This is a genomic window from Sorangium sp. So ce185 (genome assembly GCF_051526825.1).
In the GTDB taxonomy this organism is placed as follows: Bacteria; Myxococcota_A; Polyangia; order Polyangiales; family Polyangiaceae; genus Sorangium; species Sorangium cellulosum_D.
Map to the genome: position 1 here is coordinate 4,238,191 of NZ_CP150316.1, position 26,145 is coordinate 4,264,335.

Consider the following 26,145-nt stretch of genomic DNA (forward strand, 5'->3'; position numbering starts at 1 on the left):
GCCGGCAGCCCTTCACGACCGCTGCGCCGCAGCGCCGCGCGCGGCGGCGATCACGCCGCGCGGCCGCGACGCCGGCGGGAGCCCAGGCCGAGCGCGCCCGCGAGGAACGCCGCAAGGCCGACGAGCGCGCCGCCGCCCTCGCCTCGCTGCATCGCGCAGACCAGGCCCGACGAGACCTCCGGCTCCGGGGTCTGCCCGCCGCCGCCCGTCCCGCCGCCGCCCGCGCCGCCGCCGTTTCCGTCGCAAACGTCGCCGATCCCGTCGGCGTCGGTGTCCGCTTGGTCCGCGTTGGCCGCCAGCGGGCAGTTGTCGTCGCCGTCCTGGACGCCGTCGTTGTCGTCGTCCTCGTCGTCGACATCGCAGGCATCGCCCTGATCGTCGCCGTCGCTGTCGGCCTGGTCGGCGTTCGGGACCGCGTCGCAGTTGTCCGCCTCGTCGGGCACGCCGTCGCCGTCGTCGTCGTCGTCGCAGGCGTCGCCCTGCCCGTCGCCGTCGCTGTCGGTCTGCTCGGGATTCGGCTCCTCGTCGCAGTTGTCCGCCGCGTCGGTCAGGCCGTCGCCGTCGGTGTCCTCGCAGGCGTTGCCCGTGCCGTCATCGTCCGCGTCCGTCTGATCGGGGTTCGGGACCTCCGGGCAGTTGTCGGCCTCGTTCGGGATGCCGTCGGCGTCGGCGTCGGCGTCCGCGCCGAGGTCGCAGGCGTCGCCGCGGCCGTCGGCGTCGCTGTCGGCCTGGTCCTGGTTCGACACGAAGGGGCAGTTGTCGCGCTCGTCCGCGATGCCGTCGTTGTCGTCGTCGTCCTCGCAGGCGTCGCCGGTGCCGTCGCGGTCCGTATCTTCCTGGAAGATGTTCGACGCGAGGGGGCAGTTGTCCTCCCCGTCGAGCACGCCGTCGTCGTCGCTGTCCGGATCGCAGGCGTCTCCCAGGCTGTCGCCATCCGTGTTCGTTTGATCCGGGTTCCGCTCCGCAGGGCAGTTGTCCTCGGCGTTGACGAGCCCGTCGCCGTCGGCGTCGAAGTCGGGCTCGCAGAAGTCGCCCACGCCGTCGCCGTCGCTGTCCTCCTGGTTCGGATTCTGCGTCACGGGGCAGTTGTCGCAGACGTCGCCGAGCTTGTCGTCGTCCCGGTCCTCCTGGCGCGGGTTGACCACGCTGGGACAGTTGTCGACCTCGTTGGCTACACCGTCGCCGTCGTCGTCTGGCGCAGAGGTGTTGTCGTCACAGGGATCTCCGATGCCGTCTCCATCGGAGTCCGTCTGATCTGGGTTTTGCAGGCTCTCGCAGTTGTCGGCGTCGTTGGGGACGCCGTCGCCGTCGAAGTCGGGGTCACAGGCGTCGCCGAGCTCGTCCCCGTCGAGGTTCAGCTGATCCGGGTTGTGGTCAAAGGGGCAATTGTCGCTGTCATCGCGATCACCGTCGTTGTCGTCGTCCTCGTCACAAAGATCCCCGAAATCGTCACCGTCGGAGTTTTCTTGACCTATGTTTACATCGAGAGGACAGTTGTCTTCGAAATCATTAATGTGGTCGTTGTCATCGTCGGGGTCGCAGGCGTCGCCGACGTTGTCACCATCGGTGTTCCGCTGGTCCGAGTTTGCGATAAAATCACAGTTGTCAATCGTGTCCGGAATCCCATCCGCATCGCTGTCCGTTTCCTGCGCCCACCCCGCGACCGGCAGCATCACCCCGATCACCCCCGCCGCGAGCCCCATCGCCAACCGCCGCCCGCGCGACCGCACGCCCTTTTTCCCCGCACGCATCATCGCGCCTCCATCCTTCGCGGCGACCGCCGCTTCACGGCGACAGCTTGGTCACGAACACGTCCGTGCCCTCGCCGCCCTCGAGCCGCTTCTCCCCGAACTCCACCGTCCCGGTGAACGCCCCCGTGACGAACACCTGCCGCTCCCGGTCGATGGCAACCCCCGTCGCCCGGTCCGCGCCCGCCCCGCCGAAGCGGTGGCTCCACCGGAAGCCGCCCTCCGGATCGAGCTTGGCCACGAACACGTCGTCGCCGCCCGCGCTCCTCACGGGCCCCGCAGCGAGCGACGCCTCGCCCCGGAACCCCCCCGCCACGAGCACGTCCCCCGTCCCGTCGACGAGCAGCTGCCCCAGCGTCGCGCCCTGCTCGCCGATGACCCGGCTGTAGAGGTGCCCGCCCTTCGCATCGAGCTTCGCCACGAACACCGCCGGCCGCTCTCCGGCCACCCGCGGCCCCCCGCCGAGGTCGATCGCCCCGCTGAGCTCCCCGCCCACGATCACGTTGCCCGCGCCGTCCACCGCCACGGCCCTGGCCCGCTGCAGCCCCGCGTCGCCGAAGCGCTTGCTCCAGCGGTGCTTGCCGAGCGCGTCGAAGCTCGCCACGAACACGTCGAGATCCCCGGCGCTCTCCAGCGGATCGCCGCCCAGATCGAGCGTCCCGGCGAAGTCCCCGACCACGATCGCGTTGCCGCGCTCGTCCATCGCCACGGCGCGGGCCTGCTGATCGAAGCCGTCGCCGAACCGCGCGCTCCAGAGCGGCGTCCCGTCGGCGTCGAAGCTCGCCACGAACACGTCGCTGCCGCCGGCGCTCTGGAGCCGGTCCTCGCCGACGCTCAGCGCGCCCGAGAAGCGGCCGGCCACGACGAGGCGCCCCGCCGCGATCGCCGCCACGCCCGTCGCCGCCTGGAAGCCGACGCCCCCGAGCGGCTGCAGCCACAGCTCCCGCCCCTCGGCGTCGAGCCGCGCGACGTAGCCGTCCCGCCCGCCGGCGCTCGTCCGCGGCGCGCCGCCGAACTCCAGCTTGCCCGAGAACTCCCCCGCCACGAGGAGGCCCTCGTTCCCGTCCGGCGCGACCGCGTTCACGATCTGCGGGTCGAACGCTCCGAAGCGCTTCAGCCCGAGCCCCGCCCCGTCGCTCGCCGAGAGCCGCGCCCAGAAGACGTTCTCCACGCCGATCGGCGTCACGCGCTCGTCGTCGAGGGCCACGCCCTCCGCCGCCGTGAGCCGGCCGAGGAGCGCCGCGCTGCGGTCGTCCGCGACCGCCACGCTCGCCCCGGCCTGCTCCCCGTCGCCCCCGAGCGCGCGCGCCCACTGCACCTCGCCGCCCGCCGGCGGCGCGCCGCCGCCCCCCGCGCCGCCCGCGCCCCCGGCGCCGCCCGAGCCCGTCGTCGCGGCCGAGAGGCTGAGCTCCGGCGCGCAGCCGAGCCCCGCGCCGCAGAGCGCCACGCAGCCGAGCGCCGCCGCGGCCGAAGCCGCCATGAAAGGTCGCGCCATCATCAGAACGCCCCCTGCCACACCACGCCCCGCGCCGTGGGGGTCACGAGCGGCACGAGCGACGCGGCCGCCCGCTCGTCGCCCGTCCTGGGCCGCAGGAGGATGCCGCCGAGCGCCGCGCCGACGCCGGCGACGCCGATCGCGCCGAGCGTCACCGACAGCCCGAGGCTCCGGTTCCACCGCGCCCGGAGCGCCTCCATGCTCTCGAGGTCGTACGCGCGCCGATCGCACACGGACCCGGGGCAGTCCCGCTCGACCCGATCGCGCGCGGCCGCGTGGTCGACCGCGAACGCCACGCTCCCCGCGAGCGCCGCGAGCCCGACGCCGCCCGCCGCCCACGCCCACAGCGGCACGGGCGCGCGAGGCTCCGCGGGCGCGCTCTCGGGCGGCGGCTGGCCTGGGGCGCTGGCCTCGGCCGCGGGACCGTGTCCCGGGACGAGGGCGATGCGGACCTCCACCGGCGCGCGCTCCGCCTCCTTCAGCGCGACCTCGCGCCGCTCGGTCTGGAAGCCGGGCGCCGCCACCACCACCTCGTGGCGACCGGGGTTGAGCTTGCGGGGGTACGGGAGCGCCGCGCGGGGGATCGGCTGGCCGTCCACCCGCGCCTCGATCTGGTCCAGCGACGCGCCCTCGACGCGCAGCACGAGCGACGGGATGCGCGCGTCGAGCTGCTCGACAAGCGCCGCGGCCGCTGCCCGCGCCTGCGTGAACGCCGCGGGCTCGTCCTTCCCGAGGGGCAGGTGGACGACCTCGTACGCCGTCTCCCGGGCCTCGAGCAGGTGGCCCAGCGCCTCGTCCGCGCGCGCCAGATCGAGCCCCGTCGTGGGGGCGCGGACGAGCGCGTGGGCGGCCTGGAAATCCGCGCGGGCGGCCGACACGTCCCCCGCGTCGCGCTTCTTGCGCCCCTCGATGAGGAGCGTCCGCGCGGTCTGTCGATCGGCCGCCGAGGGCTCGGCCCGCGCCGGGAGCGCCACGGCGACCGAGAGGACAGCCAAGGCGATGCCCGCGGCGCGCGGGGCACGAGGGCGCAGGAAATTCATCTCATCACCAAGCCGCCGGGAACCCTCCCGGACCACCCGGTCATGATCGCACGCGGCTCGCGCGGGGGTCAACTGCGCCCTCACGCGGCGCGTCGCGCGCAAGCGCGCATGGCGCTCGCCGATCAGGTGGCCGGGCGACTCTGGGGCAGGCTCACGGCCGACACCGGGACGGCGACGACCTCGGGCGTACCCTTCGGCGTCACCGATTCTCCGGCGCCGGCGGGCGCCTCGCTCGGCGCGACCGGCGCGAGATCGGCCGTGGCCGGGCCGCGCAGGACGCGGCCCATGGCGTCGAACCGGGCGCCGTGACAGCGGCAGTCCCAGCTGCGCTCCGCCGGGTTCCACGACACGATGCCGCCGAGGTGGGTGCACATGGCCGACATCTCGTGGATCTGCCCCTGCGGGTCGCGGTAGACGGCGAGCTTCTTGAGGCCCCTGCGCACGACGGCGCCGCTGCCCGGCGCGATCTGCGCCACGTCGCCGACATCGCCCTTGCCGAGCCACGAGGCGTACTGGCAGGCGACATTGACGTTCTCCTTCACGTACTCCGAGACGGCGGCCGCGCTCAGGTTGACGCGCGTGGGATCGAAGAGCGACGCCATCCGGTTCTCCCGGCCCTGAACGAGATCCGAGATCACTAGCCCGGCGATGGTCCCGTGCGTCATGCCGTTGCCGCAGTCGCCCGTGGAGATCAGGATCCTCGAGTCCCGCTTGACGCGGCCGATGTAGGCGAGCCCGTCGACCGTCTCCATCACCTCGCCGGACCAGCGGTGCAGCACCTCGCCGGCCTGCGCGAAGCGCTCCCTCGCCCACGCCTCGAGCCGCGCGTACCGCTGGTCTGCGTCGCTGGCCTGGCCCGTCTTGTGGTCCTCTCCGCCCACGATGAGCACCTGGTCCGGGCCGTCCGCGCCGTCGACGTTCGCCACGCGGACGTAATGAAACGGATCGGCCGTGTCCCAGTAGAGGCCCGGCGCGACGGCGTCCCGGGGCACGCGCAGGCCGATGACGTAGGTCCGGTATCCGGCCTGCTTCATGTGCACGCTGATGCGCGGGATGAACGGGGAGTTCGTGGCGAGCACGGCCTCGTTCGCGACCACCTGGAGGCCCCGCGCGGTCTTGACGACGACCTTGTGCGGCGCCGCGCCCTCGTCCACGTCGACCACGTGCGCCAGCGTGTAGAGCTTGCCGCCGTCGCGCTCGATCGCACGCGATAGCCCCGCGAGGTACCTGCGGATATGAAACTGCGCCTGATCGGGGAAACAGACCGCGGGCCCCGTGTCGAAATCGACGAGCGGCGCCCGGTCGACGTAATGGACCGAGCCCAGCCCGGCGCGGTGCGCGGCCTGGATCTCGTCGCGGAGCGTCATCGGGGGCGACCCCGGGGCCGCGAAGAGATAGCCGTGGACGCGCCGGAAGTCGCAGTCGATCTCCTCTTCCTTGACGATGCGCTCGATCGTGTCGATGGCCATCGTGTGGCTGCGCGCGGCGAGCCGCAGGTGGCTCACGTTGTGGAGCTTCGCGAGCGAGGCCCAGCGCCGGTCGAGCGCGTGGGTGATGTGCGCGGTCGTGAAGCCCGACTCGCCCCCGCCGACCGCGCCGTTGTCGAGGACGATGACGCGCTTGCCCGCCTTGGCGAGGAGATAGGCCGTCGTCAGCCCGGCGATCCCGGCGCCCACCACGCACACGTCCGCCGTGTGATCGGTCGCGAGGGGGGCCATGGGAGGGAGGACGGCGTGGGTCCAGACGGTGTTCTTATCGTAGGCTCGCTCCGTCATAAACGCTCCGCGTGTGGACGCCGAGGGCTGCATCCCGGCGCTCGGTCTCGGTCATCCATCGTCAATCGATCGTCTCGCCCGCCTCGCGCGAGGCGCGGTGTCGCTCTGCCCCCCGGGAGGCGCGGTGAAGAAGGCGTCCGGGAGCGTCATGTGTCGCGCCTCGACAGGGTGACGAGCAGCCCGTAATGGTCGGAGAAGCCGCTCTTCACCTTCTTCTTGCCCGCCTCGATCGTGAGGTTCGACCGCATGATCTGGGCCCCGCGCGCGTCGCCCTCGAAGCCGCGCAGCAGCACGTGGTCGATCAGCAGCCCGCGGGTGCCCGTCCCCCCGTCGAGGGGGTTGTCGAAGCAATACGTGCACTTCGCGTCCTCCTGGGACGCGTAGGGGTTCACGAAGCCGCGCGCGAGCAGCCGGTCGTAATGGGCGGGCAGGCGCGCCGAGATCGCGGGCGCTTTGGCCGGGCCGGTGTTGAGATCGCCGAGCAGCGCGGTCGCGCCGCGGCCGCCCGTCTTGCGATCGATGTAGTCGAGGAGCGCGTCGATCTGCGCGGACTGGTCCTTTTGCCACGACGTGTTGCGGGGGTGCGGGACGCCCTCCAGGCTCGCCGTGAGGTGGGTGCAGAAGACGTGGAGCTCGCCGACGGAAGGGGGCGAGATGCGGGCATAGAGCACCGCGCGCCGATCGATCGCGGACGGGAGCACCAGCGCGTCGCGCTCGAGGATCTCGGCGTTCGTCAGGATGGCGGTGCCGGAGGCCCCGGCGTAGGCCTCCACGGCCGTCGCGCCGCCGGCGCGCGCGGGGGGACGCGCGCCGGCGGCGCTGTTCGTGCGTGTGCGAAGGCACGCTCGAGCAAGCTCGTCAGGCCCCTGCCGCGGGTTCGCGGAGAGGCAGTTGAAGCAGTCGGGCGACAGGCTGGTGAGCCTCGCCGAGCAGCTCTGGAGGAGGCACGGGAGCAAGGCGTGCTGGGTCAGGCCGGCGCAGCTCTTCGCGGCGCACGCGACGAGCGGCTCGGTCTCCTGCTGCGTGCAGCCGCCGTCCTCGTGGCCGGGGGGCAGCCGGAAGGTATGCGGCAAGGCGCTGGACGTGGCGGAGACGAGCTGCTGCCAGTGCTCCTCGAGCCAGAACTCCTGCACGCAGAGCAGGTCCGCGGGCTGCTCGGCGAGCGCGCGGATGAGCGGCTCCGCCCGCTCGTCGACGTATTTGAGCACGCCCATCGCGAGCCCGCCGTTGTAGGTGGCCACGCGAAACGGCGACGCCTGCTTCGGCCCGGCGCTGCCGCGCGCCGCGTCCTCCGGCGCGCCCGGCTGCGGCGCGGCGGCCGGCGGCGCGACGCCGCCCTCGGGCGCGCCGGCGCTCTCCCGCGCGCGGCTCTTGTCGCCGCTGCACGCGGAGAGCGCGAGCGCACCGAGGATCGCCGCGCTCCGAAGCCAAGCCGTCTGCATCAGGCTGCTGCACGATGCAGATCGCGTACCGCGGCCGCCCGCCGCCCCGCACGGCGCGCGCGGCCGAGGACGTCCCGCCTTCGCGTGTGGGCGCGGTGAGGCATTCCGCCACAATGGGACAAAGCTGCACCGGGCAGGGCGGCCGCGCGTCGAGCGCCGGCGCGCATCGTTGTGGGGAAGCGACGCGCGGGGCGCGCGCTCGATCTGGGGGAGCGAAGCGCGGGACGGGCGCTGAGGCGAACCGCGGCGCGCTGTCTCGGGGCGCGCCGCGCTCGCGCGGCGCGCGCTGTGGAATCGGGATGTGCCGTGGAGGCGGAACCGGAGGTAGCAGGTTGTCGCCCCGGATTTCGCCGAGACAGCTGTTGATTCGAACGGCGGGCACGCGTACTCCAGCTTCACGACACAGCGGATAGGACGTTCGACACCCCACAGCGATGGGGTACCGGACCATCCTTGGCTCCACCGAACGCCCCGCGGCGAGGGTTCTTCGTCGAGACATGGAGGAATGATGAGAGAGCGCTTCGTGACGAGAGTGGCCCAGATTGCTCTGCTGACGAGCATGGGGCTCCCCGTGGGCTGCGGCGGCTGCGACTCGGAGCCTGACGATGGCACCAACGCTTCATCGAGCGGCGGCGGTGAGGGCGGTGTCGGCGGGGATGGCGGCGTCGGCGGGGACGGGGGCGCGGGGGCCAGCGGTGGCGACGGTGGATCCGGTGGGCAAGGCGGCTCGGGCGGCTCGGGCGGCGCCGGCGGGCAAGGCGGCTTCGGCGGAGAGGGCGGCGCCGGCGGCTCGGGCGGCTCGGGCGGCGCCGGCGGGCAAGGCGGCGCGGGCGGCACCGGCGGCATTGGCGGCGCGGGCGGCGCCGGCGGGCAAGGCGGCTCTGGCGGCGCCGGCGGCGCTGGCGGCACCGGCGGCACCGGCGGCACCGGGCCGGGCGGCGTCGGCGGCTTCGGCGGCGCGGGCGGCACCGGCGGCGCCGGGCCGGGCGGCGTCGGCGGCTTCGGCGGCGCCGGCGGCAGCGGCGGCGAAGGCGGCGAAGGCGGCGGCGGCGAGCCTCCCGAGTTCCTCGGAGACGCGCTCTGGGGCGCCAGCGCCGGCGAGGAGAGGGGCGAGCGCGTCGAGGCGATCGCCGCGGATCAGGGCGAGAACGTCGTCCTGGTCGGCGGCTTCCAGACCGCGATCAACTTCGGCGGCGACGCCGACCGCCTCGTGAGCGCGGGCCAACACGACATCTTCGTGGTGAAGCTCGACCCGGCCGGGGGCCACCTCTGGAGCAAGCGCTTCGGCGACGCGTCGGATCAATACGCGATCGCGGTGGCCACGGATTCGAGCGGCAACATCGTCATCGCCGGCGAGTTCGAGGGGACCCTCAACTTCGGCGCGGACCCGGGCACGGCGCTCGTGAGCGCCGGCGAGCGGGACATCTTCGTCGCCAAGCTCGACCCCGACGGCAACCACCTCTTCAGCAAGCGCTTCGGCGACGCGCTCGACCAGTACGCCTCGGCCTTGGCCGTCACCGCGGAGGACGAGATCGTGGTCCTCGGCGTCGCCGACGGCGCCATCAACTTCAGCGAGGATCCCGGGGCCGAGCTCACGGGCACCGGCAGCGACGGCGCCGTCGTCGCGAAGCTCGACGCCGCCGGCGGCCACCTCTGGAGCAAGCGGTTCGGGTCCCTCGAGAGCTGGCAGCGCCTCGCCAGCCTCGCGACCAGCGGCTCGGCCCTCTACGTGGCCGGCGCGTTCGGCGGCAGGCTCGCGATCGACCACCGGCTCCTGGAGAGCGCCGTCAGCGGCGTGACGTCGGGCGCCGGCGGCGCCGGGGGCGGCGGCGAGCCGATCTACAGCATCGACGGGCTCGTCGCCCGGTTCGATCTGGCGTCGGGCAGCCTGGTCTGGGCGAGCTCGCTGGGCGCCGCCGGCGAGCAGTACGCGAAGTACGTCAGCGTCGGCGTCGACGGCCACCCCGTGGTCCTCGGCAATCACCGGGCGCCGTTCCAGGTCGGCTCCATCGACGTCGAGCACACCGAGGCGGCGGGATACGACCTCTACGTCGCCCGGCTCGACGCCGATGCGGGGGAGCCGCTCGCCGCGCGCGCGTTCCTGTCCGACGGCGACGAGTTCGTGTGGGGCTTCTCGCAGGATCCCTGGGGCAACCACGTGCTGAGCGGCTACTTCACGAGGTCGCTCTCGCTCGGCGGAGAGCCCCTCTCGGTCGGCGCGCCCTCGACGGGCGACGCGTTCGTCGCGAAGCTCAGCCCGGACTTCTCCGAGGAGCTCTGGTCCGATGTCTACCGGGATCAGTTCTTCTCGTACGCCACCGCGCAGGCGGTCACCGCCGGCGGAAACACGGTGGTGGCGGGCCTCTTCTGCGGCGAGCGGCTCGAGCTCGGCGGCGGGCTCCCCGCCCTCGAGCACAGCGCGCCCGCGCGCGATCGCAACAACGGCGACGTCTTCCTCGTCACCCTCTCGCCCTGACGACCTCGCACGGCCGCGCGGAGCTTCGTCGAGCTCCGCGGGGCGGCGCGCGCGAGCAGCTGGCGAGCCCAGCTGCCGCGCGTACGCGCGAGCCGGCCCCAGTTGCCGCGCGTACCCGCGCGCCGGGGGCCGCCGGCAGCGGCGCCGATCAGTGGGCCTCGTGGCTCTGCTGGCCGGCCTGGACGTGCTGCTCGTGGCTGCCGCCCTGCTCGCGCTCGCCCTCGGCCTGCGCGGCGCTCGCGTTGCTCGAGCCGTCGCCGCGCGCCTCGCCGCCCTTGCGGCCGATCTGGGCCATGTGCCCGCGGTTCTGGCTCACGGCCGCGCCGCCCTTGCGGCCGATCGCGGCCATGTGCTCGCGGTTCCGGCTCACGGCCGCGCCGCCCTTGCGGCCCGCGGCGCGGGCCTCCTCGGAGCTGAACTCGTGGGCTGTGCCCTTCTCGTGCGCGGCCTTGCCACCCATGCTCGCGATGGCACGCTGCTGCTTCTGGTCCATCGCCGCGAACCCACGACTGCTGCTCTGCCCTTGTTGCTGTGCCATGATAGGTCTCCTTGGTGTCTGGCGCATCGCTCGGCGCCGGCGCGGGACAACGCAGCTGCGGCACCCCGCCCGATCTTCGCTGAACGATGTCGGCAGGAGGGGTAACTGCAACGTGGATGCCATGGAGTAGAACCCATGGAAATTGGGCCTCTCCAGCGCGGATCCAGCGAGCGCTCCCGGGGATCGCCGCGCGAGCCCGCGGTCGTCCCGGGGGCGTCTCGCCCAGGGCGAACGACAACGGTGCGCGTCGGCGCAAACGCGTCGCGACGCGGATCGCGGGCTTCTACGCCGCTCAGCTCGCGAGGCGCGCTGCTCAGCCTGGCCGATCCAGGTTTTCAGCAGGAGATCCGCGTCGCGGCAGACTGCCCCACCGGCCGTGGGCGCGCGGGCCATCGCGCCTCGTCCGCGCGCCGCCGAGATCCGCGGCGAGCGGACGCGCGCGAGCTCACGAGCTCAGCGCGTTTCGTCTGGCCTTCAGCGCTCGCCGTCGCGCGGACGAGGCGGCTGGCCGCGCTCCCCGTCGGCGCGGCGCCGCGCGGCCGGCGGTGCGCCGCCGTTCATCCGGAGAGATCGCCGAAGAAGAAGAGAAGGTGGGAAAGCGGGAAAGTCATCCACGTCGCCTCACCGCGCCTTACCCACCATCACGCTCCACCGCGCGATACCGCGCGACACCGCACGCGACGCCGTCACGGCGCCGCGCCGCCATCGGGATCGCCGGGGCCAGCGCGCGTGGGCCTTGACGATCGAGAGCAGCCGCGCGTCCTGACCGCGACGGGCACGCCGCTCAAGGCCCATCGTCAGGCCGAGGCGCACGCCGCTCGGGGAGGCGCAGCGCGAGCGACGCGCACGCCGCGGAGCGACGCTCGCCCGGGCGCGCCCTCGGCGGGTCGACATTGCGCTTCTCGCGATCGTGATCACCGCATCACCGGCGTCCGACAGGCGCGGTGGGTACGGCGAGCGCGCAGATCCTGCGGAGCTGCAGTCGCGCAGATTCTGCGCGCTCCGGAGCTCGGCAGTGAGGATCAGAAAGCGAAAGCGCACGGTGGGACGCGTAGGAGCTGCGCCGCTGCGTCGCCGCGTTCGCACGCGCGAAGCGGCGCGCTGCGCGTTCGCACGCGCGGCGCGGCGGCGGGCCGCGCCCGGGGCGCGTCGCTCCGGCGCGCGGCGCGGCGCCCGCGGCCGTCGCGCAACGCGGAGCAGCCCGTCAAAAACTCGACGTCCGCGTGGCCTCCGAGTTGCTCTCCAAGATGCGCGCGCGCGCGCTCGTCACGGATGTCACGGCGACGCCACACGTGATACAGAGCGACCTGACGCAACGGACGCAACGGACGTAGGCGACCCACGCGCGCATCACGCCATCCCTGGAACATTCCCGTATGCAAGAGAGGCTGACAACGGACTGTGATAAAGTCGCCGGCTCCCGCGGCCTGGTCGACATCGAGCGCCCCGGCACGCTCCTGAAGGACGCGCTGCGCGGCCTGGTCGCCGTGTTCGCCCTCCAGGACGCGATCCTCATCGGCTACCTCGTCGTGACGACGGTCTGCCTGCTCGGCGCGCCGCCCTCCGAGGTGCAAGCGCAGTGCGTGCACCGCAATCTGGCCGCCATCGCCGCGCTCGTGTCCCTCTGCGTGTTCGTGCGCCGCGCGACGTTCGTGCCCAGCCTGCTGCGGAGCGTGGTTTACCGGCTCTCGCTCGTCGGCACCTTCCTCCTCAACTACCTCTCGCTCCGGACCATCCTGCCGACGGTCCGGAGCGACAGCCTCGACGCGGAGCTCCTCCAGCTCGACCTCCTCCTCTTCCGGTTCGAGCCGGCGCTCTGGATGGAGCGCTTCAACACGCGCCCCATCGTGGAGTGGTTCTCCTTCTTCTACTTCAGCTACTTCTTCATCTGCTTCACCTCGATGGTGCTGGCGGTCTGGGTGGCCCGCCCCGGCCGCGGCACGACCGAGTACGCGGTCGGCACGTCGATCGTCTACTGCGTTGGCCAGCTCGGCTACATGGCGGTCCCGGCGTACGGCCCGATCCAGGCGCTGAGCCACCTCTATCAGGGGCCGCTCGACGGCGGCTTCTTCTGGGGGTGCGTGAGCAGCATCGTGCAGGCCGGCGGCGCCATGAAGGACGTCTTTCCCTCGCTGCACACGGCCGCGCCGCTCTGGTTCGCCCTGTACACGTTCCACCGCGCGCGCACGGACCGGCGCCTCTTCTGGCTGGCCGTGGTGGCCGCGTTCTTCTCTTTCAACATCATCATCTCCACCATGCTCCTCCGCTGGCACTACGCGGTCGACGTGGTCGCCGGCGTCGCGCTGGCCACGGGGGCGGCGTGGCTCACGCCGCGGCTCGTCCGCTGGGAGGAGGGCCTCCGCGCCCGCATGGACCAGCCGCAGCCGTGGACCTTCCGGTAGCGGCGGCGCCTCCGGCGGCGGCGCCGCCGCCCGCCTGAGCCGCCCGCGCGCCGCGCCTCACGTGGCCGGGACCGCGCTCTGCGCCGGGGCCGCCTGGGCCCGCGGCGCCCCCCGGCGCTCCTCGGCGCCCCCGTCGGGCAGGAAGCCGTCCGACTGCTTGCTCCAGAGCCGCTTGTAGGCCCCGTTCCGCGCCAGCAGCTCGGCGTGGGTGCCGTCCTCGATGATCCGGCCGTCCTCGAACACGAGGATGCGATCGAGGTGGACGATCGTCGAGAGGCGATGGGCCACGACGAGCACCGTCTTGCCCTTCATGACCCCGTCGAGCGTGTCCTGGATGGCCTTCTCGGTGATGGAGTCGAGGCTCGACGTCGCCTCGTCGAGGATGAGGATCGGCGCGTCCTTCAGGATGACCCGCGCGATGGCGATGCGCTGGCGCTGGCCGCCCGAGAGCTTGACGCCGCGCTCGCCGACCATGGAGCGATACTGGTCCTTCATCTGCGCGATGAACTCGTGCGCGCGCGCCTTGCGCGCCGCCTCGACGACCTCCTCGTCGGTCGCGGTGAGGCGCCCGTAGCGGATGTTGTCGAGGAGCGTCCGGTGGAAGAGGCTCGGGTCCTGCGGGATCAGGCTGAGCTGCGCGTGCAGCGCGTCCTGCGTCATGTCGCGGATGTCCACGCCGTCGATCAGGATCTGACCGGAGTCGATGTCGTAGAGGCGCAGGATGAGGTTGACGAAGGTCGATTTGCCGGAGCCGGAGAAGCCGACGAGCCCGACCCGCTGGCCGCGCGGGATCGTCACGCTGAGCCCCTCGAAGATCGTGTCGTCCGGCGTGTAGCCGAAGGTGACGTTCCGGAGCTCGATCCGGCCGCGCTCGATGCGCGGCGCGACGGCGCCCGGCCGGTCGACGAGCTCGTGGGAGCGGATGATGGTGTTCACCCCGTTCGCGACGTTGCCGACGAACTCGAAGAACTCGAGGAAGCGGCGGCTCAGGTTGCGCGCCTCGTTGATGATGAGGAGCGACAGGCTGGTCGCCATCACGAACTCGGCGACGCCGATGGCGCCGCGCTGCCAGAGCGCGAGCGCGTAGTAGAGCGTCCCCACCTTGAGCAGCGCGGCCGACGCGAACTGGAACCAGCGCACGCGCTCGGAGTACCAGTTCGACCGGCGCACCGCCCGGAGCTCCCGGACGAGCTGCTCGTCGAGGTACTCACGCTCGAAGCCGAGCCGGGCAAAGAGCCGCGCGCTCGTGAGGTTCGTGACCGAGTCGACGACCTTGCCCGTGGTCTCGCTCCGCGCGCCCGCGGCCCGCACCGCGTGCGGCTGGCAGCGGGTCGCGAGCCAGTAAGAGATGCCGACGAACAGCGCCGCCCAGGCCGAGACGAACGCCGCGAGCTCCGGGTGAGCGCGGTAGAGCAGGCCGATCGAGACGGAGAAGACGATGGCGATCGGCCAGAAGTCGAACAGGATGGCCCACAGCGTCTGCGAGACGCCCATCGACGTCTCGCTGATGCGGTGGGCGAGCGCCCCGGCGAAGTTGTTGCTGAAATACCGGTGGGAGTGGTGCTGGAGGTAGGCGTAGAGATTGCGGGTCACGTTCTGGCGCTGCCACGGCCCGACGAGGATCTGGCAGAGGCCCGCGACGCGGCTGAACAGGAACTCGCCGGCGATGAGCGCGACGAACAGCGTCAGCGGGCTGCGCAGCTGGCCGCTCAGCGCGGCCCGGTCGCCGTCCGGCGCCTGCGTCACGCCCTTGATCACCTGCCCGATGGCATAAGGGATCATGATCCCGAACGACGCGTGGGCCGACTCGAACACGAACATCGCCAGATACCAGGCGCGGTACCGGCGAACGAAATGAAGGATGAACCGAAAGGGCGTGTCCGGCAGCGCCGGAGCGCCGGGGGCGCGCTGCAGAGAGGTCTTGGATTCCACCGCATTGTCCTGGGCGCCTCGCGCGCCCTCATGGGCCGACGGTCGTCTGCTCTTCCACCCCGCGCGGCGCCCGCCCCGCGCGGGCAGGGAGAGCGCCGGCGCAGGGAGCGTCACGCTGTTGTGTTCACTGCCCGGCCGTCACGGCGCGGAACCGGAACGTGGGGTCGCGATCCGTACCGCCGGGCCGCGCGGCGCGCCACCCGAGGTGGTGCGCGTAGCTCCCGAGGCGGCCATCCTGCGCCAGCCGCTCCTCGGCGACGGGATCGCGGCGCTCGGCGAGCGGGCTCACGTAGAGCGCGTCGGTCGGGCAGTAGAGCTCGCACATGAAGCAGGTCTGGCAGTCTTCCTGGCGCGCGATGACGGGCGCCTCGCCCGGCCGCGCCTCGAAGACGTTCGTGGGGCAGACCTTGACGCAGAGGTTGCAGTCGATGCAGCGGGCGTCGCTCAAGAGCTCGATCATGCGAGGTCTCCTCGATCAGAGGCGTCAGGGGCGTCAGGGGCGGGCGGGCCGGACCCATGCGTGGGCCGGCGAGGCTCGACCCAGATGGACGAGAGCCCGCCGGTCGCGAGGCAGTGGGCCTGGTCCGGGTCGGTGTGCGGCAGGTCGGTGCGCTGGTGCAGGCCCCGGGACTCGGCGCGCGCGAGGGCGCTCCTGTAGCAGAACCGCGCGGTGGCCAGCAGCGCGGCGGCCTCGCGCGCGCGGACCCGGGCGGCGCCTGCGGCGTGGAGGTGCGCCTCGGCGTCGCGCCACGCGCCGTCGAGCCGCTCGACCGAGGCCGCCAGCCGATCGCCCCGGCGGAAGAGGTTCTTGTCGAGCGGCAGCACCTCCTGCTGGACCAGGTCGATGATCTCCTTCGCGCCGAGCCCGCCCGCCGTCCCGCCGGGCCGGAGGCCGACGGTCCCGGCGGGGCGCACGGCCCTCGCGGCGGCGCGGTCGCCGAGGCGCTGCGCGAAGAGGGCCGCGCCGCGGCCCGCCCAGGTGCCGCTCGAGATGGCCCAGGCCGCGTTGGGGCTCCCGCCGCCGCTCGAGGCGCCGACGATGAGCTCGCGCGAGGCCGCGTCGCCCGCGGCGTAGAGCCCCGGGACGCCGGTCGCGCACCCGTCGTCGACGATGCGGATCCCGCCGCTGCCGCGCACCGTGCCCTCCGAGCGGAGGGTGACGGGGAACCGCTGCTTGAAGGGGTCGATCCCGAGCCGGTCGTGGGGCAGGAAGCAGTTCGGCTGTCCGTCGCGCAGCCAGCGCTGGATCTCGGGGCCGGCGCGGTCGAGCACCGCGTACACCGGCCCTTGGCGCAGCGCTCTGGCCACCGCGAGCATGCGATTGCCCCGGCTGTCGATGACCTCGCCCGATTCGGTGGTGAAGGTCGCCCAGAAATAGGGCAGCCCCTTGGTGACCGAGGCGTAGGCGGGGCTGATGCCGTATTGCGCCGAGAACTCCATCCCGGAGAGCTCGGCGCCGACCTCGGCGGCCATCAGGGTGCCGTCTCCGGTGTTGACGTCGCAGCCGAGCGCCTTGCTGAGGAACGCGCAGCCGCCGCTCGCGAGGACCACGGCGCCGGCGCGGATGCGCCACGCGGCGTCCTGCTGGCGGGCGTGGCCGGCCGCGCCGGCGACCACGCCGTCGCTGACGAGGAGCTCGAGGGCAGGGGCGTGGTCGAGGATGCGGACGCCCGCGCGCCGGAGCTGGCGGCGCAGGAAATACATGTAATCGGGGCCCCGCAGGTTGGCGCGGTATTGAAGGCCGCTGTCGTCCAGCGGAAAGGGATAGCCCCACTCGGCGAGGCGGTTGATCTGCTCCCAGGTCGCGTCGAGGACGCGCGCCATCCAGTCGCGGTGCGCGAGCCCGCCGCTCCGCGCGAACCTCGCCTCGATGGCGTGCTCGCGCGCGTCGCCGTCGGGCGTCACGTACCAGGCGCCGGTGTTCGCGGGGGCCGTGGCGCCGGAGGTGCCGCAGTATCCCTTGTCGACGAGCGCCACGCTGCGCGCGCCGCTCGCGACGGCCCCGAGCGCGGCCCACGCGCCGGCGGGGCCGCCGCCGATCACCAGGACGTCGGCGACGTCGTCGATCTCGGAGGCGAGGGGTGGGGACGGCGTCGCAGGGGTGCTCATCGGGGATCCGCCGCGGCGGGCCCAAGCACCGATCGGGCCAGCGCTGCGGCCGGCGTGGACGTGCGGCAGGGGGCTCCGCTGCTGCCTCAGCAGCAGCCGGGTGGTGATCGGCTGCTGCGGCGCGCGCAGGACAGGGGTGGCAGGCCGGGAGCGCCCGGGCGGCGGGTGCCCCGGCGCAGTCACGCCGGTGAGGGTCGAGCGGGCAGGGCACGTCCCGCAGAGCGCAGGCGATCGCGTCAATGTCGTGGTGAAATCGCCCTCGACGCGCCTCCCGCTACTCGGCCTGCTCCGGGCGTACCAGGACGGCGGCTGACAGCAGGCCGCTCAGGCCGTCGCCGTTCGTGGAGCGAGCCGTGATCGAGCACGCAGCCTGAGCCGTCGGCGGCTGCCAGTCGTACCTGTGATAGTAAGAGAGACCGGTGTACGTGATGGCGCCACCGCAGCTGTCGGTGACCTCGACCGGCCCAGGAGACGAATCGCCCCACTCGACGCGCAAGAGCAGCTCGACGCGACCGGGCGCCGTGATGGGCTCTTGGCAGGTGCCGTCGGCGAGGTACGAGTTGACGAAGCAGGAAGCATCAGGCCACTGCAACGTCAGGCGCATCTCTGGCCTGGCGATGAATCGGCCGTCGATGATCACGGCGCCCTGGGCCTGGCTCTCCTCGAAGATCATGATCGAGAACGTCTCGCTCGCGGAGAGCTCGCCGTCCGTCACGCTCACGCTCACCTCACAGGTGCCGGCGGCGGGCTTGGTGAAGTCGGTCACGAACGCCGTGGGCGCCGAGAACACCCCATCGGCGCAGTCGCTGGTCCACTCGACGGCGAGCGCGTCGTCGTCCAGATCGACCGCGGAGATCGAGAGCTGCGCCGGCTGGTTCACCACGGTCGAGAGCGGGTAGGTCAGGCCCAGCACGATCGGGCTGTGCTCGATGTCGTGTGCCTCCGCGAGATCGAGGATCCGGAGGATGGCTTGCGTCGCTGCGCCGCCCTGGATCTCGACCGAGGCCGGAGCGCTGGTGCCGACGAGCTGGTCTCCGACGAAGGCGTTGCCGACGAGCTGGTGCGAGCCCTCGGGCAAGAGCAGGGTGCCGCTGAAGTTGCCGTCGGGATCGCGCGCGAGCTCGGCCTCGGGGCCGCTCAGAACGGTGACGGTGACCCGCGTGATGTCGCCCGCGGTCGTCGGCGCTGCCTGGACGCTCAAGCGCGCGATCCCCAGGCGGGAGCCGTCGGCTTCTCCCGCGTCGAGGGGGTCGCCGTGCTGCGCGCAGCCGCCGACCGGCAGCAGCGCGGCGCAGAGGACCAGACTCATCGCCGACAGAACGCTCGTCCTCGTCTTGCCGATTGCCATATCAACATTCCCTCCAGAAGAATGGATGAGACGCCAGCTCGCCTGGCGCTCGCTACTGAGGCGGGTGGGTCGAGTCAGATGCGCCTCTGGGATCGAACATTCACACGCCTTCTCCTCCGACCGACCCCCGCGGCTCCGCGGGCTGCCGCGCGGACAGGGGCGCGTCGGTCTCGCGAGATGGGGGAGCGCGCGGCGCGGGCCCTTCGCCAGAGGACCGCGCTCGGGAGGAGTGCGCCGGGGTCCTGCGGGACGGCGCCGGGGGGCGTGGCGCGGAGCCCCCGGCACGGCGGTGGGTCGCCGGGGGGGCGGCGGCGGGAGCCCCCGGGGCGGCGAGGGCCATCCCCGGCTCGGAGGGCGCGTGCCCCGCGGGGACTGCGGGGGGCGAGGCGGGGGGCGAGCCGGGCAAGGCGGGGGATGAGTCCGGCGAGGTGGGGAGCGAGATGGCGGAGGCGGGGGGGCGAGTCGGGCGAGCCGGGGGTGACGGCGCCGGAGGCGGGGAGGCGAGCATCGGAGGTGGGGAGGTGAGCGCAGCAGGCGGGGAGGCGAGCGGCAACCTGCCGGGGGAGACGGAAAGGCCGGCGATGGGGAGCGGGGGCGTGGTAGCACTACTGCGGGAAGTCGGGCTGCGAAGCGAACCACCAAGACGCCAAGAAACCAGAGGAGTAGAGGGAAAAATGCCGGGACGTGCTTCCTCTCTCCTCCTTGGCGCCATGGTGCTTTTCTCCTGAAACGGGGCCACTTCCCGCGGCAGTGGCAGAAGAGGGGGTGCCGGTGTGACCACGGTCGTGCTCAGGATTCAGGGGAAACATCTCGATGTGGATCAGTGCCTGACGTGGATTCCAGAGACCGCCCTCGAGCAGGTCTGGCGCGCGGGCGAACGGCGACACGGCGGCAAGATCAGCGCGACCTCCGGGTGCAACGTCCTGCTGGCGGAGAACGAGGACACGTCGCTCGCGGTCGAAGAGGCGATGAGGGTGTTTCTCTCGCTCGCGCCGCAGGTCGCTGCGCTGGTACAATCCGGGGCGACGGCGGTGGTCGACTTCGCGCTGTTCATCGAGGCCATGAGCGCCAGATCCATCGAGCTCGAACCGGGCGTGCTGCGCTCGGTAGGGCAGTACGGGGTGGGCCTCGTCGTCAGCGCATATCCCTGCGCCGACCCATGAAGACCTGTAAATCAATTCTCCTCGGAGGGCAGGCCGACGCTGCGCTCCTCCACCGACGCCGGAGCAGATCCGCGCGCTGAACCCTACGAAAGGCAGCGTCCCGCGCGCTGAGCAGGTCCGGCTTAGCGCGCCTCTCGCACCGGTGGCTCCGGTTCCCCGAGCCTCCCGTGCCTTCTCATCACCTCGCGCAGCCGGTCGAGCGGGATGGCGTAAGCGACGTGGTCGTCTTGCCCGAACGTCGTCGTCGCCATGGTCAGCGCGTTGAGGATCGCCTCTTCCACCGCCTCCACGGCCGCCTGGAACAGCGGGTTGAGGCGCCCGTCGTCCACCTCGCGGAGCGTCCGGGTCAGCTCCCTCGGCTCGGCCGCGATCCGGTTCCCCGTCGCGAAGGCCAGGAACAGGTCGCCGCTCCCGTCGCGGGAGATCGTGCCCGTGCGCCCCACCGCGAGCGAGACGCGGCGCGCGACCCGCCCGAGCTGCCGCGCCGACAGGGGCGCGTCGGTCGCGACCACGGCGAGCAGCGAGCCCTCGCTGTGGTAATCCGGCACGGGCAAGAGGTCGCGGATCTCCTGGCCGACCGGCACGCCGTCGATCCGCAGCTCGCCCCGCGCCCCGAAATTGGCCTGCACGATGGCGCCCACGATGAACCCGCCGGCGGCCTCCGGCACGACGCGCGAGGCCGTGCCGATACCGCACTTGAAATCGTAGCAGATCATGCCCGTTCCCCCGCCGACCGCCCCCTCCTGGACAGGCCCGTCCGCCGCCTGCTCCGCCGCCGCGAGCACGTCCTCGGCCGACACGTGCAGCCCCCGGATGTCGTTCAACGCGCTGTCGTCGCACTCGCCGACGATGGGCCCCACCGTGGGCTCGTCGATGCCGATGGCCGGATAACGCCGGAGCATGTACTGGACCGCCCCGTCGAACGCGCGGCCGACGGCGAGCGTGTTGGTGAAGACGATGGGCGACTCGAGGACGCCGAACTCGTTGACGTAGTGCAGCCCGGTCATCTCCCCATTGCCGTTCAGGACGAAGCTCGCGGCAGGGAGCTTGTTGTGCCAGAAGTCGTCCGACGTCGGCAGGATGACGGTCACGCCGGTCCGCACCGGCCCCTTGCCCGGGGCGAGCCGGCCAGCGCCCCGATGGTGGGTGACGTGCCCGACCCGCACGCCGGGGACATCGGTGATCGCGTTCAGCCTGCCCGTGGGCAGGCGGCCGATGACGATGCCGAGCTCGCGAGCGCGGCGGCGCGCGCCGTCGGCCGGCGGCGCCGCCGCTGGCCGCGCGGAGGGCGAGGGGGGCGCGGCGGGAGGGGAAGGCGCGGAGGGCTGGGGCCGGGCGCACGACAGCAGGCCGGGCGACGAGACTAGCGCGACGGCGAGCGCCGCGCCGGCGGCGAGGCTGAGGCGACGGGGCATCGGCGCGAGGATAGTCGATGGCCGGGCGCGTCGCCGGCGCCCGCCGGCGCGGATTCGCCGTCGGCCGGCAGGAGGAGCCGCCCGGTCACGCCGCGCCGAGCGTCACGGGCAAGGCCGTGGGCTTCCGAAAGAACATGCTGGGCGCATAGCTCGGGCGCGCCTCGGCGGCGAGGCGCAGGCCGGGGAACGCAGCGCGCAGCGCCTGCACGGCGCACCGCACCTCGATGCGCGCGAGCGAGGCGCCGATGCAGGTGTGAACACCCCAGCCGAAGCCGAGGTGCCGCGCGCGCGGGCCGGCGGCAAAGCGATTCACGTCGAACCGCAGCGGATCCGGGAATATCGCCGGATCGTGGTTCGCGGCGCCGAAGAAGGCGAACGCCGTGGCCCCCGCGGGGATCTCGACGCCGCCGACCACCGCCGGCGCCGTCGCGCGCCGCGGCTCCATCTGCACCGGGGCGTCGATCCGGAGCGTCTCCTCCATCGCCGCCTGGAGCAGCGCCGGGTCGCTGCCGATGGCGTCCCACAGCGCGGGCGTCTCGAGCAGGCGGAGCACGAGCGAGCCGATCAGGCTCGCCACGGTCTCGTAGCCGGCGAAGAACAGGACGATGAGGTGGGAGATCATCTCTTCCACCGACAGGGGCGCCTCGCCGTCGACACGGGCGCCGATGAGGGCGGTGATCAGGTCGTCGGCAGGCGCGCCGCGGCGTCGCTCGATGAGGTCGGCCAGATATCGTTCGTAGGCCACGCACCTCCGCGCCGCCTCGACCTGGCGCGCCTTGTCGAGCGCCGGGTCGTAGAGCTTGAGTCGGTCGTCCTGGCAAGCCCTGAGCAGCGGCGCGTCCACGAGCGGTATCCCGATGAGCGCGGTGATGATCTGCAAGGGGAGCGGGAAGGCGAGCGCCTGCATCAGATCCACCGGGTCGTCGCCCGGCGCCATCGCGCGGACCAGCGCCTCCGCCGCCTCGGCGATCGTCGGCTCGAGGGAGGCGACCCGCGCGGGCGTGAACGCCTTGGAGAAGAGCGCCCGCGCGCGCGTGTGCCCGGGAGGGTCGTTGTTGAAGAGCGCCGGCGGCATCTGGTAGACGCCGCGCTGGAGCTCGGCGGTCACCTCCGGCGGCAGATCCGGCGGCAGGTCGAGGATGTGCGCCGAGGAGAACCCGACCGGCTCGCGGAGCACCTGCGTGAGCTCGGCGTGCCCCACGACGAGGTAAGCGGAGAACGCCTCGCTGTAGGCGACCGGCGCCTCCCGGTGCGCCGCCTGATAGAACGCCAGCGCGGGGTTGTCCGCATAGCTCGACGAGAAGGGCTCGAACAGCGCGCCGACGCGACGCAACCTGTCGGCGACCGGCGGCTCCTGACGCGTGCTCTCTTCGACCATAGTGCCCGAGCGTATCGGGTTCGGTGATCGCGCGAAAGGGCGCTGCGCCCAGCGCGCACGGCCGAAAACGCCGTGGGCGGTGCGCACCCGAGGTTGAAATGGCGGAGCCGCGCGCCGGCCATCGCCGCGCTGCAGGCGCCGAGGCCCGCGTAGCCGCGGCTCGCGTACCCGCCCGCCTGCCCCACGGAGTCCGTGTTGTGGGTGAAATTCCCCTCGACGCTCCAGTCGATGGATTCGCCATGAAGATAGACGTTCGTGTCGATGCCGATGTTGCCGACGACGACGACCTCGGGGGGCGCGCTCATGGTGGATGGCCGGCGAGCTTACCAGACATCGCGGCGCCGCGTCCGGCTGCCCGCCACGCCGCCGGCCGGGCCGGCAGCCGGACGCGGCGCCGCGCGCCCCAAAGCCCGGCCCGCCCGCGTATCCAGACATCGCGACCGTCCACAAAAGCTCGCTCGCCCGCGCCCAGGCGATCGGGCCTTGCGCGAAGGTCGATCTCCACTAAGCGCTTCACGATGAGCTGTTCCCTGCGTGGAGCGGAGCCGCAGGCGGGATGAGCGACGGGATGAAACAGCGGTGCAGCGAGGAACGAGCGGAAGGGCGCGACTTCATCGAACGCCTGGAAGACCTCACGATCGTGAGACCCGTAGACGACTCCGAGGAACGCCTCCTCCAGGACACCGAGCTCCTGAAGCAGGAGCTCGCGCGCGCGAGCCCAGGGCGCGAGTCCGGGCTGATGCGGCTGCTCGCGGCGCGGGTCGCGATGAACAGCGCCTTCCAGTTCTGGGGCCTGCTCGACGCCCGCGGCACGAACTGGGAGTCGAACTACGCCTCGGTCCGCGGCGCCGGCGTGGGGCTCGGGCAGGTGCACGGAGTGCCGTTCTGGGACTGCCGCTGGTGGCAGGGCGCGCCCGAGGCCCAGGAGCGGCTGAAGGACGCGGTGCGGCACGCGGCGCGCGGCGAGTTCGTCCGGTACGACGTGGAGATCCTCGGGGGCAACCGGGGCGAGGAGATCATCACGATCGACTTCAACCTGAAGCCCGTCAAGGACCGGCAAGGCAACGTCGTCTTCATGATCGCCGAGGGGCGCGACGTCACCGAGCAGCGGCGGCTCGAGCGGGAGGTCGCCCGGCACAGGGACGAGCTCGCGACGCTCGACCGCCTCAAGACGGAGTTCGTGGCCAACGTGAGCCACGAGTTCCGCACCCCGCTCACCCTCATCCTCGGGCGCGTCGAGGACGCGCTGGCCCACCCCGGCGCCTCGCTCTCGGGCGATGGCCTCGCCGCGGTGCGCCGCAGCACCCTGCGGCTCCTCCGGCTCGTCAACACGCTGCTCGACTTCTCCCGCATCGAGGCGGGGCGCCTCCAGCGGACGTTCGAGCCGACCGACCTCGCGCGGCTCACCGCGGAGCTCGCGAGCTCCTTTCGCTCGCTGGTCGAGGGCGCGGGCCTGTCGCTTGTCGTGGACTGCCCGCCGCTGCCTGAGCCCATCTACGTCGACCGGGCGCAGTGGGAGAAGATCGTCTCGAACCTCATGTCGAACGCCTTCAAGTTCACGTTCGAAGGGGAGATCGCGGTCTCGCTCCAGCCTTCTCCAGACCACGTCGAGCTGTGCGTGCGCGACACCGGCGCCGGGATCCCGGCGGACGAGCTCCCGCGCATCTTCGAGCGGTTCCACCGCGTCCACGGCGCGCGCTGCCGGAGCATCGAGGGCACCGGCATCGGGCTCGCCCTCGTCCAGGAGCTCGTCAAGGTCCACGGGGGGGCCGTGCGCGTCTCGAGCGAGCCGGGCCGGGGGAGCGCGTTCACCGTGTCGATCCCGAGGGGCCACGCGCACCTGCCCGCCGAGCGCGTCGCCGCGGCCGCCCCGGAGGCCGCGCCCTCGCCGGTCGGCACGAGCCTCCACGTGATCGAGGCGTCGCAGTGGTGTCCGCAGGCGCGCAAAGGCGCGGCGCCCGGAGGCCCCGAGGCTCGCGCCGGAGCGGCGCCGGAGGAGCGCGCCGGGGCCGCGCCGGAGGAGCGCGCCGGGGCCGCGCCGGGGGAGCGCGCCGGGGCCGCGCCGGAGGAGCGCGCCGGGGCCGCGCCGGAGGAGCGCGCCGGGGCCGCGCCGGAGGCCCGCGCCGGGGCCGCGCCGGGGGAGCGGGAGGGCAGCGTCCTCGTCGCCGACGACAACGCGGACATGCGCGACTACCTCGTCCACCTCCTTTCGCCGAGGTGGCACGTGGAGGCGGTCTCCGACGGACGGGCGGCCCTGGACGCGGCGCTCGCGCGCCCGCCGGACCTCGTGGTGAGCGACGTGATCATGCCCGGGCTCGACGGCGTCTCCCTCCTCCGCGAGCTCCGGGCGGATCCGAGGACGAGCATGGTCCCCGTGATGCTCCTGTCCGCGCGCGCGGGCGAGGATGCGGTCGTCGAGGGCCTCGACACGGGGGCGGACGATTACCTCGTGAAGCCGTTCTCGGCGCGCGAGCTCCTCGCGCGCGTCCGGACGCAGATCGAGATGGCGCGGATGCGGCGGAGGGCGGCCGAGGCCGCGGAGCGGGAGCGCGCGCTGGAGCTGCCCCGCTTCCTCGACGCGGCGAGCGTGGTGCTCGCCGATTCGCTGGACTACCCGACGACGCTCGCCCGGGTCGCGCAGCTCGCGGTGCCGGTCCTCGCCGATTTCTGCCTCGTCGACCTGCTCGACGAGGAGGAGGGCACGTTCCGGCGGGTGAGCGTGGCCTGCGCCGACCCCTCGCAGGCGGCCCTGGCCGAGGAGGCGAAGCGCTTCACGCTCAAGCTCGACGGGAACCGCGAGCACCCGTCGACGCGGGTGTTCATCGCGCGGGAGCCGCTCCTCGTCGAGCGCCTCACGGAGGAGGACATGCGCGGCATCGCGCACGACGAGGAGCACCTCCGGGTGATGCGGGCCATGGGGGGGCGCTCGTACATGTGCGTCCCGCTGGCGCGGCGGGGGCGGCTCTTCGGGACGCTCACCTTCATCGCCGCGCAGTCCGGGCGCCGGTACAGCCGGGAGGACCTCGCGGGCGCGGAGGAGCTCGCGCGCCGCTGCGCGCTCGCCGTGGACAACGCGCGCCTGTACAAGGACGCCCAGAGCGCGATCGCGCTGCGCGACGAGTTCCTCTCGATCGCCTCCCACGAGCTGAAGACGCCGCTCACCCCGCTGTCGCTGCAGATCCAGATCCTGACGCGCCGCGCGCCGGAGCTCTGCCCCGACAAGGAGCGCCTCGCGTGGCTCACCGACCGGCTCGGGCTCGTCCGCCGCCAGGGCGAGCGGCTGAGGCGGCTCGTCGACAACCTGCTCGACATCTCCCGGATCTCCGCGGGGCGCCTCGCCCTCGACCTGGAGCCCGTCCGGCTGTCGGAGATCGTCCGGCAGGTGGTGGCCCGCTTCCACGAGGGCGGGGAGATCGCGGAGTCCGGCTCCCGGGTGACCGTGAGCGCGGGCGACGACGGCGCCGGCAACTGGGATCGGCTGCGGCTCGAGCAGGTCGTCGACAACCTCGTCTCGAACGCGCTCAAGTACGGTCAGGGAAAACCCATCGAGATCGCCGTCGACTCGGCGGGCTCGAGCGCCACGCTCACGATCGCGGACCACGGTATCGGGATCGCGCCGGAGAACCTCGGTCGGATCTTCGGGCGGTTCGAGCGCGCCGTGTCGGCGCGGCACTATGGCGGTCTGGGCATGGGGCTCTACATCACGAGGCAGCTGGTCGAGGCGCTGGACGGCTCGATCGAGGTGAGCTCGGTCCTGGGCGAGGGCTCGACCTTCAAGGTCACCCTGCCGCTGGCCGGCCCTGCCGCCGCGCTGCCGGGGGGCGGGCCGGCCTCCGGGCGCGCCTGAGGCGATCGGCGCGAGCGGGTCGCGGGCCGGCGCCTGG

Annotated in this window: 16 protein-coding genes; 4 read left to right on the top strand and 12 right to left on the bottom strand. The window is 73.0% G+C overall.

Going from position 1 to position 26,145, the window contains the following annotated elements:
- Positions 1 to 50: 50 nt before the first annotated feature.
- From WMF26_RS15715 to WMF26_RS15735, 5 genes are all read right to left on the bottom strand, one after another.
- The gene (locus tag WMF26_RS15715) at positions 51 to 1,754 is read right to left on the bottom strand and encodes a thrombospondin type 3 repeat-containing protein (protein ID WP_438000977.1); all 1,704 of its coding nucleotides are present in this window, start codon (positions 1,752 to 1,754) and stop codon (positions 51 to 53) included.
- Positions 1,755 to 1,785: 31 nt separating this feature from the next.
- Positions 1,786 to 3,228: a hypothetical protein gene (locus tag WMF26_RS15720; protein WP_438000978.1), complete on the bottom strand. Its 1,443-nt coding sequence runs from the start codon at positions 3,226 to 3,228 to the stop codon at positions 1,786 to 1,788.
- 17 nt (positions 3,229 to 3,245) lie between these two features.
- Positions 3,246 to 4,283, bottom strand: coding sequence for a hypothetical protein (locus tag WMF26_RS15725; protein WP_438000979.1), 1,038 nt, complete (start codon positions 4,281 to 4,283; stop codon positions 3,246 to 3,248).
- 122 nt (positions 4,284 to 4,405) lie between these two features.
- The gene (locus WMF26_RS15730) at positions 4,406 to 6,058 is read right to left on the bottom strand and encodes an FAD-dependent oxidoreductase (RefSeq protein ID WP_438000980.1); all 1,653 of its coding nucleotides are present in this window, start codon (positions 6,056 to 6,058) and stop codon (positions 4,406 to 4,408) included.
- 146 nt (positions 6,059 to 6,204) lie between these two features.
- Positions 6,205 to 7,500 carry an endonuclease/exonuclease/phosphatase family protein gene (locus WMF26_RS15735; protein WP_438000981.1) on the bottom strand — a complete coding sequence of 432 codons (1,296 nt, stop codon included), beginning with the start codon at positions 7,498 to 7,500 and terminating at the stop codon, positions 6,205 to 6,207.
- A 532-nt stretch (positions 7,501 to 8,032) separates the two neighbouring features.
- Here WMF26_RS15735 and WMF26_RS15740 point away from each other — a divergent pair.
- Positions 8,033 to 9,976 (top strand): PE-PGRS family protein, encoded by a 1,944-nt coding sequence (locus tag WMF26_RS15740; protein ID WP_438000982.1) that lies wholly within the window; start codon positions 8,033 to 8,035, stop codon positions 9,974 to 9,976.
- A gap of 148 nt (positions 9,977 to 10,124) precedes the next feature.
- Here WMF26_RS15740 and WMF26_RS15745 read toward each other — a convergent pair whose 3' ends face one another.
- Positions 10,125 to 10,514 (bottom strand): KGG domain-containing protein, encoded by a 390-nt coding sequence (locus WMF26_RS15745; RefSeq protein WP_437946957.1) that lies wholly within the window; start codon positions 10,512 to 10,514, stop codon positions 10,125 to 10,127.
- Between the two features lie 1,376 nt (positions 10,515 to 11,890).
- On the opposite strand from WMF26_RS15745, the gene WMF26_RS15750 reads away from it, so the two are divergent.
- Positions 11,891 to 12,916: a phosphatase PAP2 family protein gene (locus WMF26_RS15750; protein ID WP_437946958.1), complete on the top strand. Its 1,026-nt coding sequence runs from the start codon at positions 11,891 to 11,893 to the stop codon at positions 12,914 to 12,916.
- A gap of 57 nt (positions 12,917 to 12,973) precedes the next feature.
- Here the strand turns inward: WMF26_RS15750 and WMF26_RS15755 are convergent, their stop codons facing one another.
- The 4 genes from WMF26_RS15755 to WMF26_RS15770 all read right to left on the bottom strand — a co-directional run bounded on the left by WMF26_RS15755 (position 12,974) and on the right by WMF26_RS15770 (position 18,266).
- Positions 12,974 to 14,737 carry an ABC transporter ATP-binding protein gene (locus WMF26_RS15755; RefSeq protein WP_438002413.1) on the bottom strand — a complete coding sequence of 588 codons (1,764 nt, stop codon included), beginning with the start codon at positions 14,735 to 14,737 and terminating at the stop codon, positions 12,974 to 12,976.
- A gap of 235 nt (positions 14,738 to 14,972) precedes the next feature.
- On the bottom strand, positions 14,973 to 15,308 hold the full coding sequence (locus tag WMF26_RS15760) for a 4Fe-4S dicluster domain-containing protein (protein ID WP_061621483.1): 336 nt from the start codon (positions 15,306 to 15,308) through the stop codon (positions 14,973 to 14,975).
- Entirely contained in the window at positions 15,305 to 16,957 is a 1,653-nt protein-coding gene (locus WMF26_RS15765) for an FAD-dependent oxidoreductase (protein WP_438000983.1), read from the bottom strand. The genes WMF26_RS15760 and WMF26_RS15765 overlap by 4 nt, the downstream gene beginning before the upstream one ends.
- 274 nt (positions 16,958 to 17,231) lie before the next feature.
- Complete coding sequence (locus tag WMF26_RS15770) at positions 17,232 to 18,266, bottom strand: hypothetical protein (RefSeq protein WP_438000984.1); 1,035 nt, start codon at positions 18,264 to 18,266, stop codon at positions 17,232 to 17,234.
- An 812-nt stretch (positions 18,267 to 19,078) separates the two neighbouring features.
- On the opposite strand from WMF26_RS15770, the gene WMF26_RS15775 reads away from it, so the two are divergent.
- Positions 19,079 to 19,468, top strand: a complete 390-nt coding sequence (locus WMF26_RS15775; protein ID WP_437940903.1) for a hypothetical protein — start codon at positions 19,079 to 19,081, stop codon at positions 19,466 to 19,468.
- Between the two features lie 122 nt (positions 19,469 to 19,590).
- Here the strand turns inward: WMF26_RS15775 and WMF26_RS15780 are convergent, their stop codons facing one another.
- Both WMF26_RS15780 and WMF26_RS15785 read right to left on the bottom strand, forming a co-directional pair.
- Complete coding sequence (locus WMF26_RS15780) at positions 19,591 to 20,883, bottom strand: P1 family peptidase (RefSeq protein ID WP_438000985.1); 1,293 nt, start codon at positions 20,881 to 20,883, stop codon at positions 19,591 to 19,593.
- Between the two features lie 85 nt (positions 20,884 to 20,968).
- A complete protein-coding gene (locus WMF26_RS15785; RefSeq protein WP_438000986.1) occupies positions 20,969 to 22,261 on the bottom strand; it encodes a cytochrome P450 in 1,293 nt (430 codons plus the stop codon).
- Between the two features lie 640 nt (positions 22,262 to 22,901).
- Between WMF26_RS15785 and WMF26_RS15790 the strand changes: the two genes are divergently transcribed.
- Positions 22,902 to 26,108, top strand: coding sequence for an ATP-binding protein (locus tag WMF26_RS15790; protein ID WP_438000987.1), 3,207 nt, complete (start codon positions 22,902 to 22,904; stop codon positions 26,106 to 26,108).
- Positions 26,109 to 26,145 lie beyond the last annotated feature (37 nt).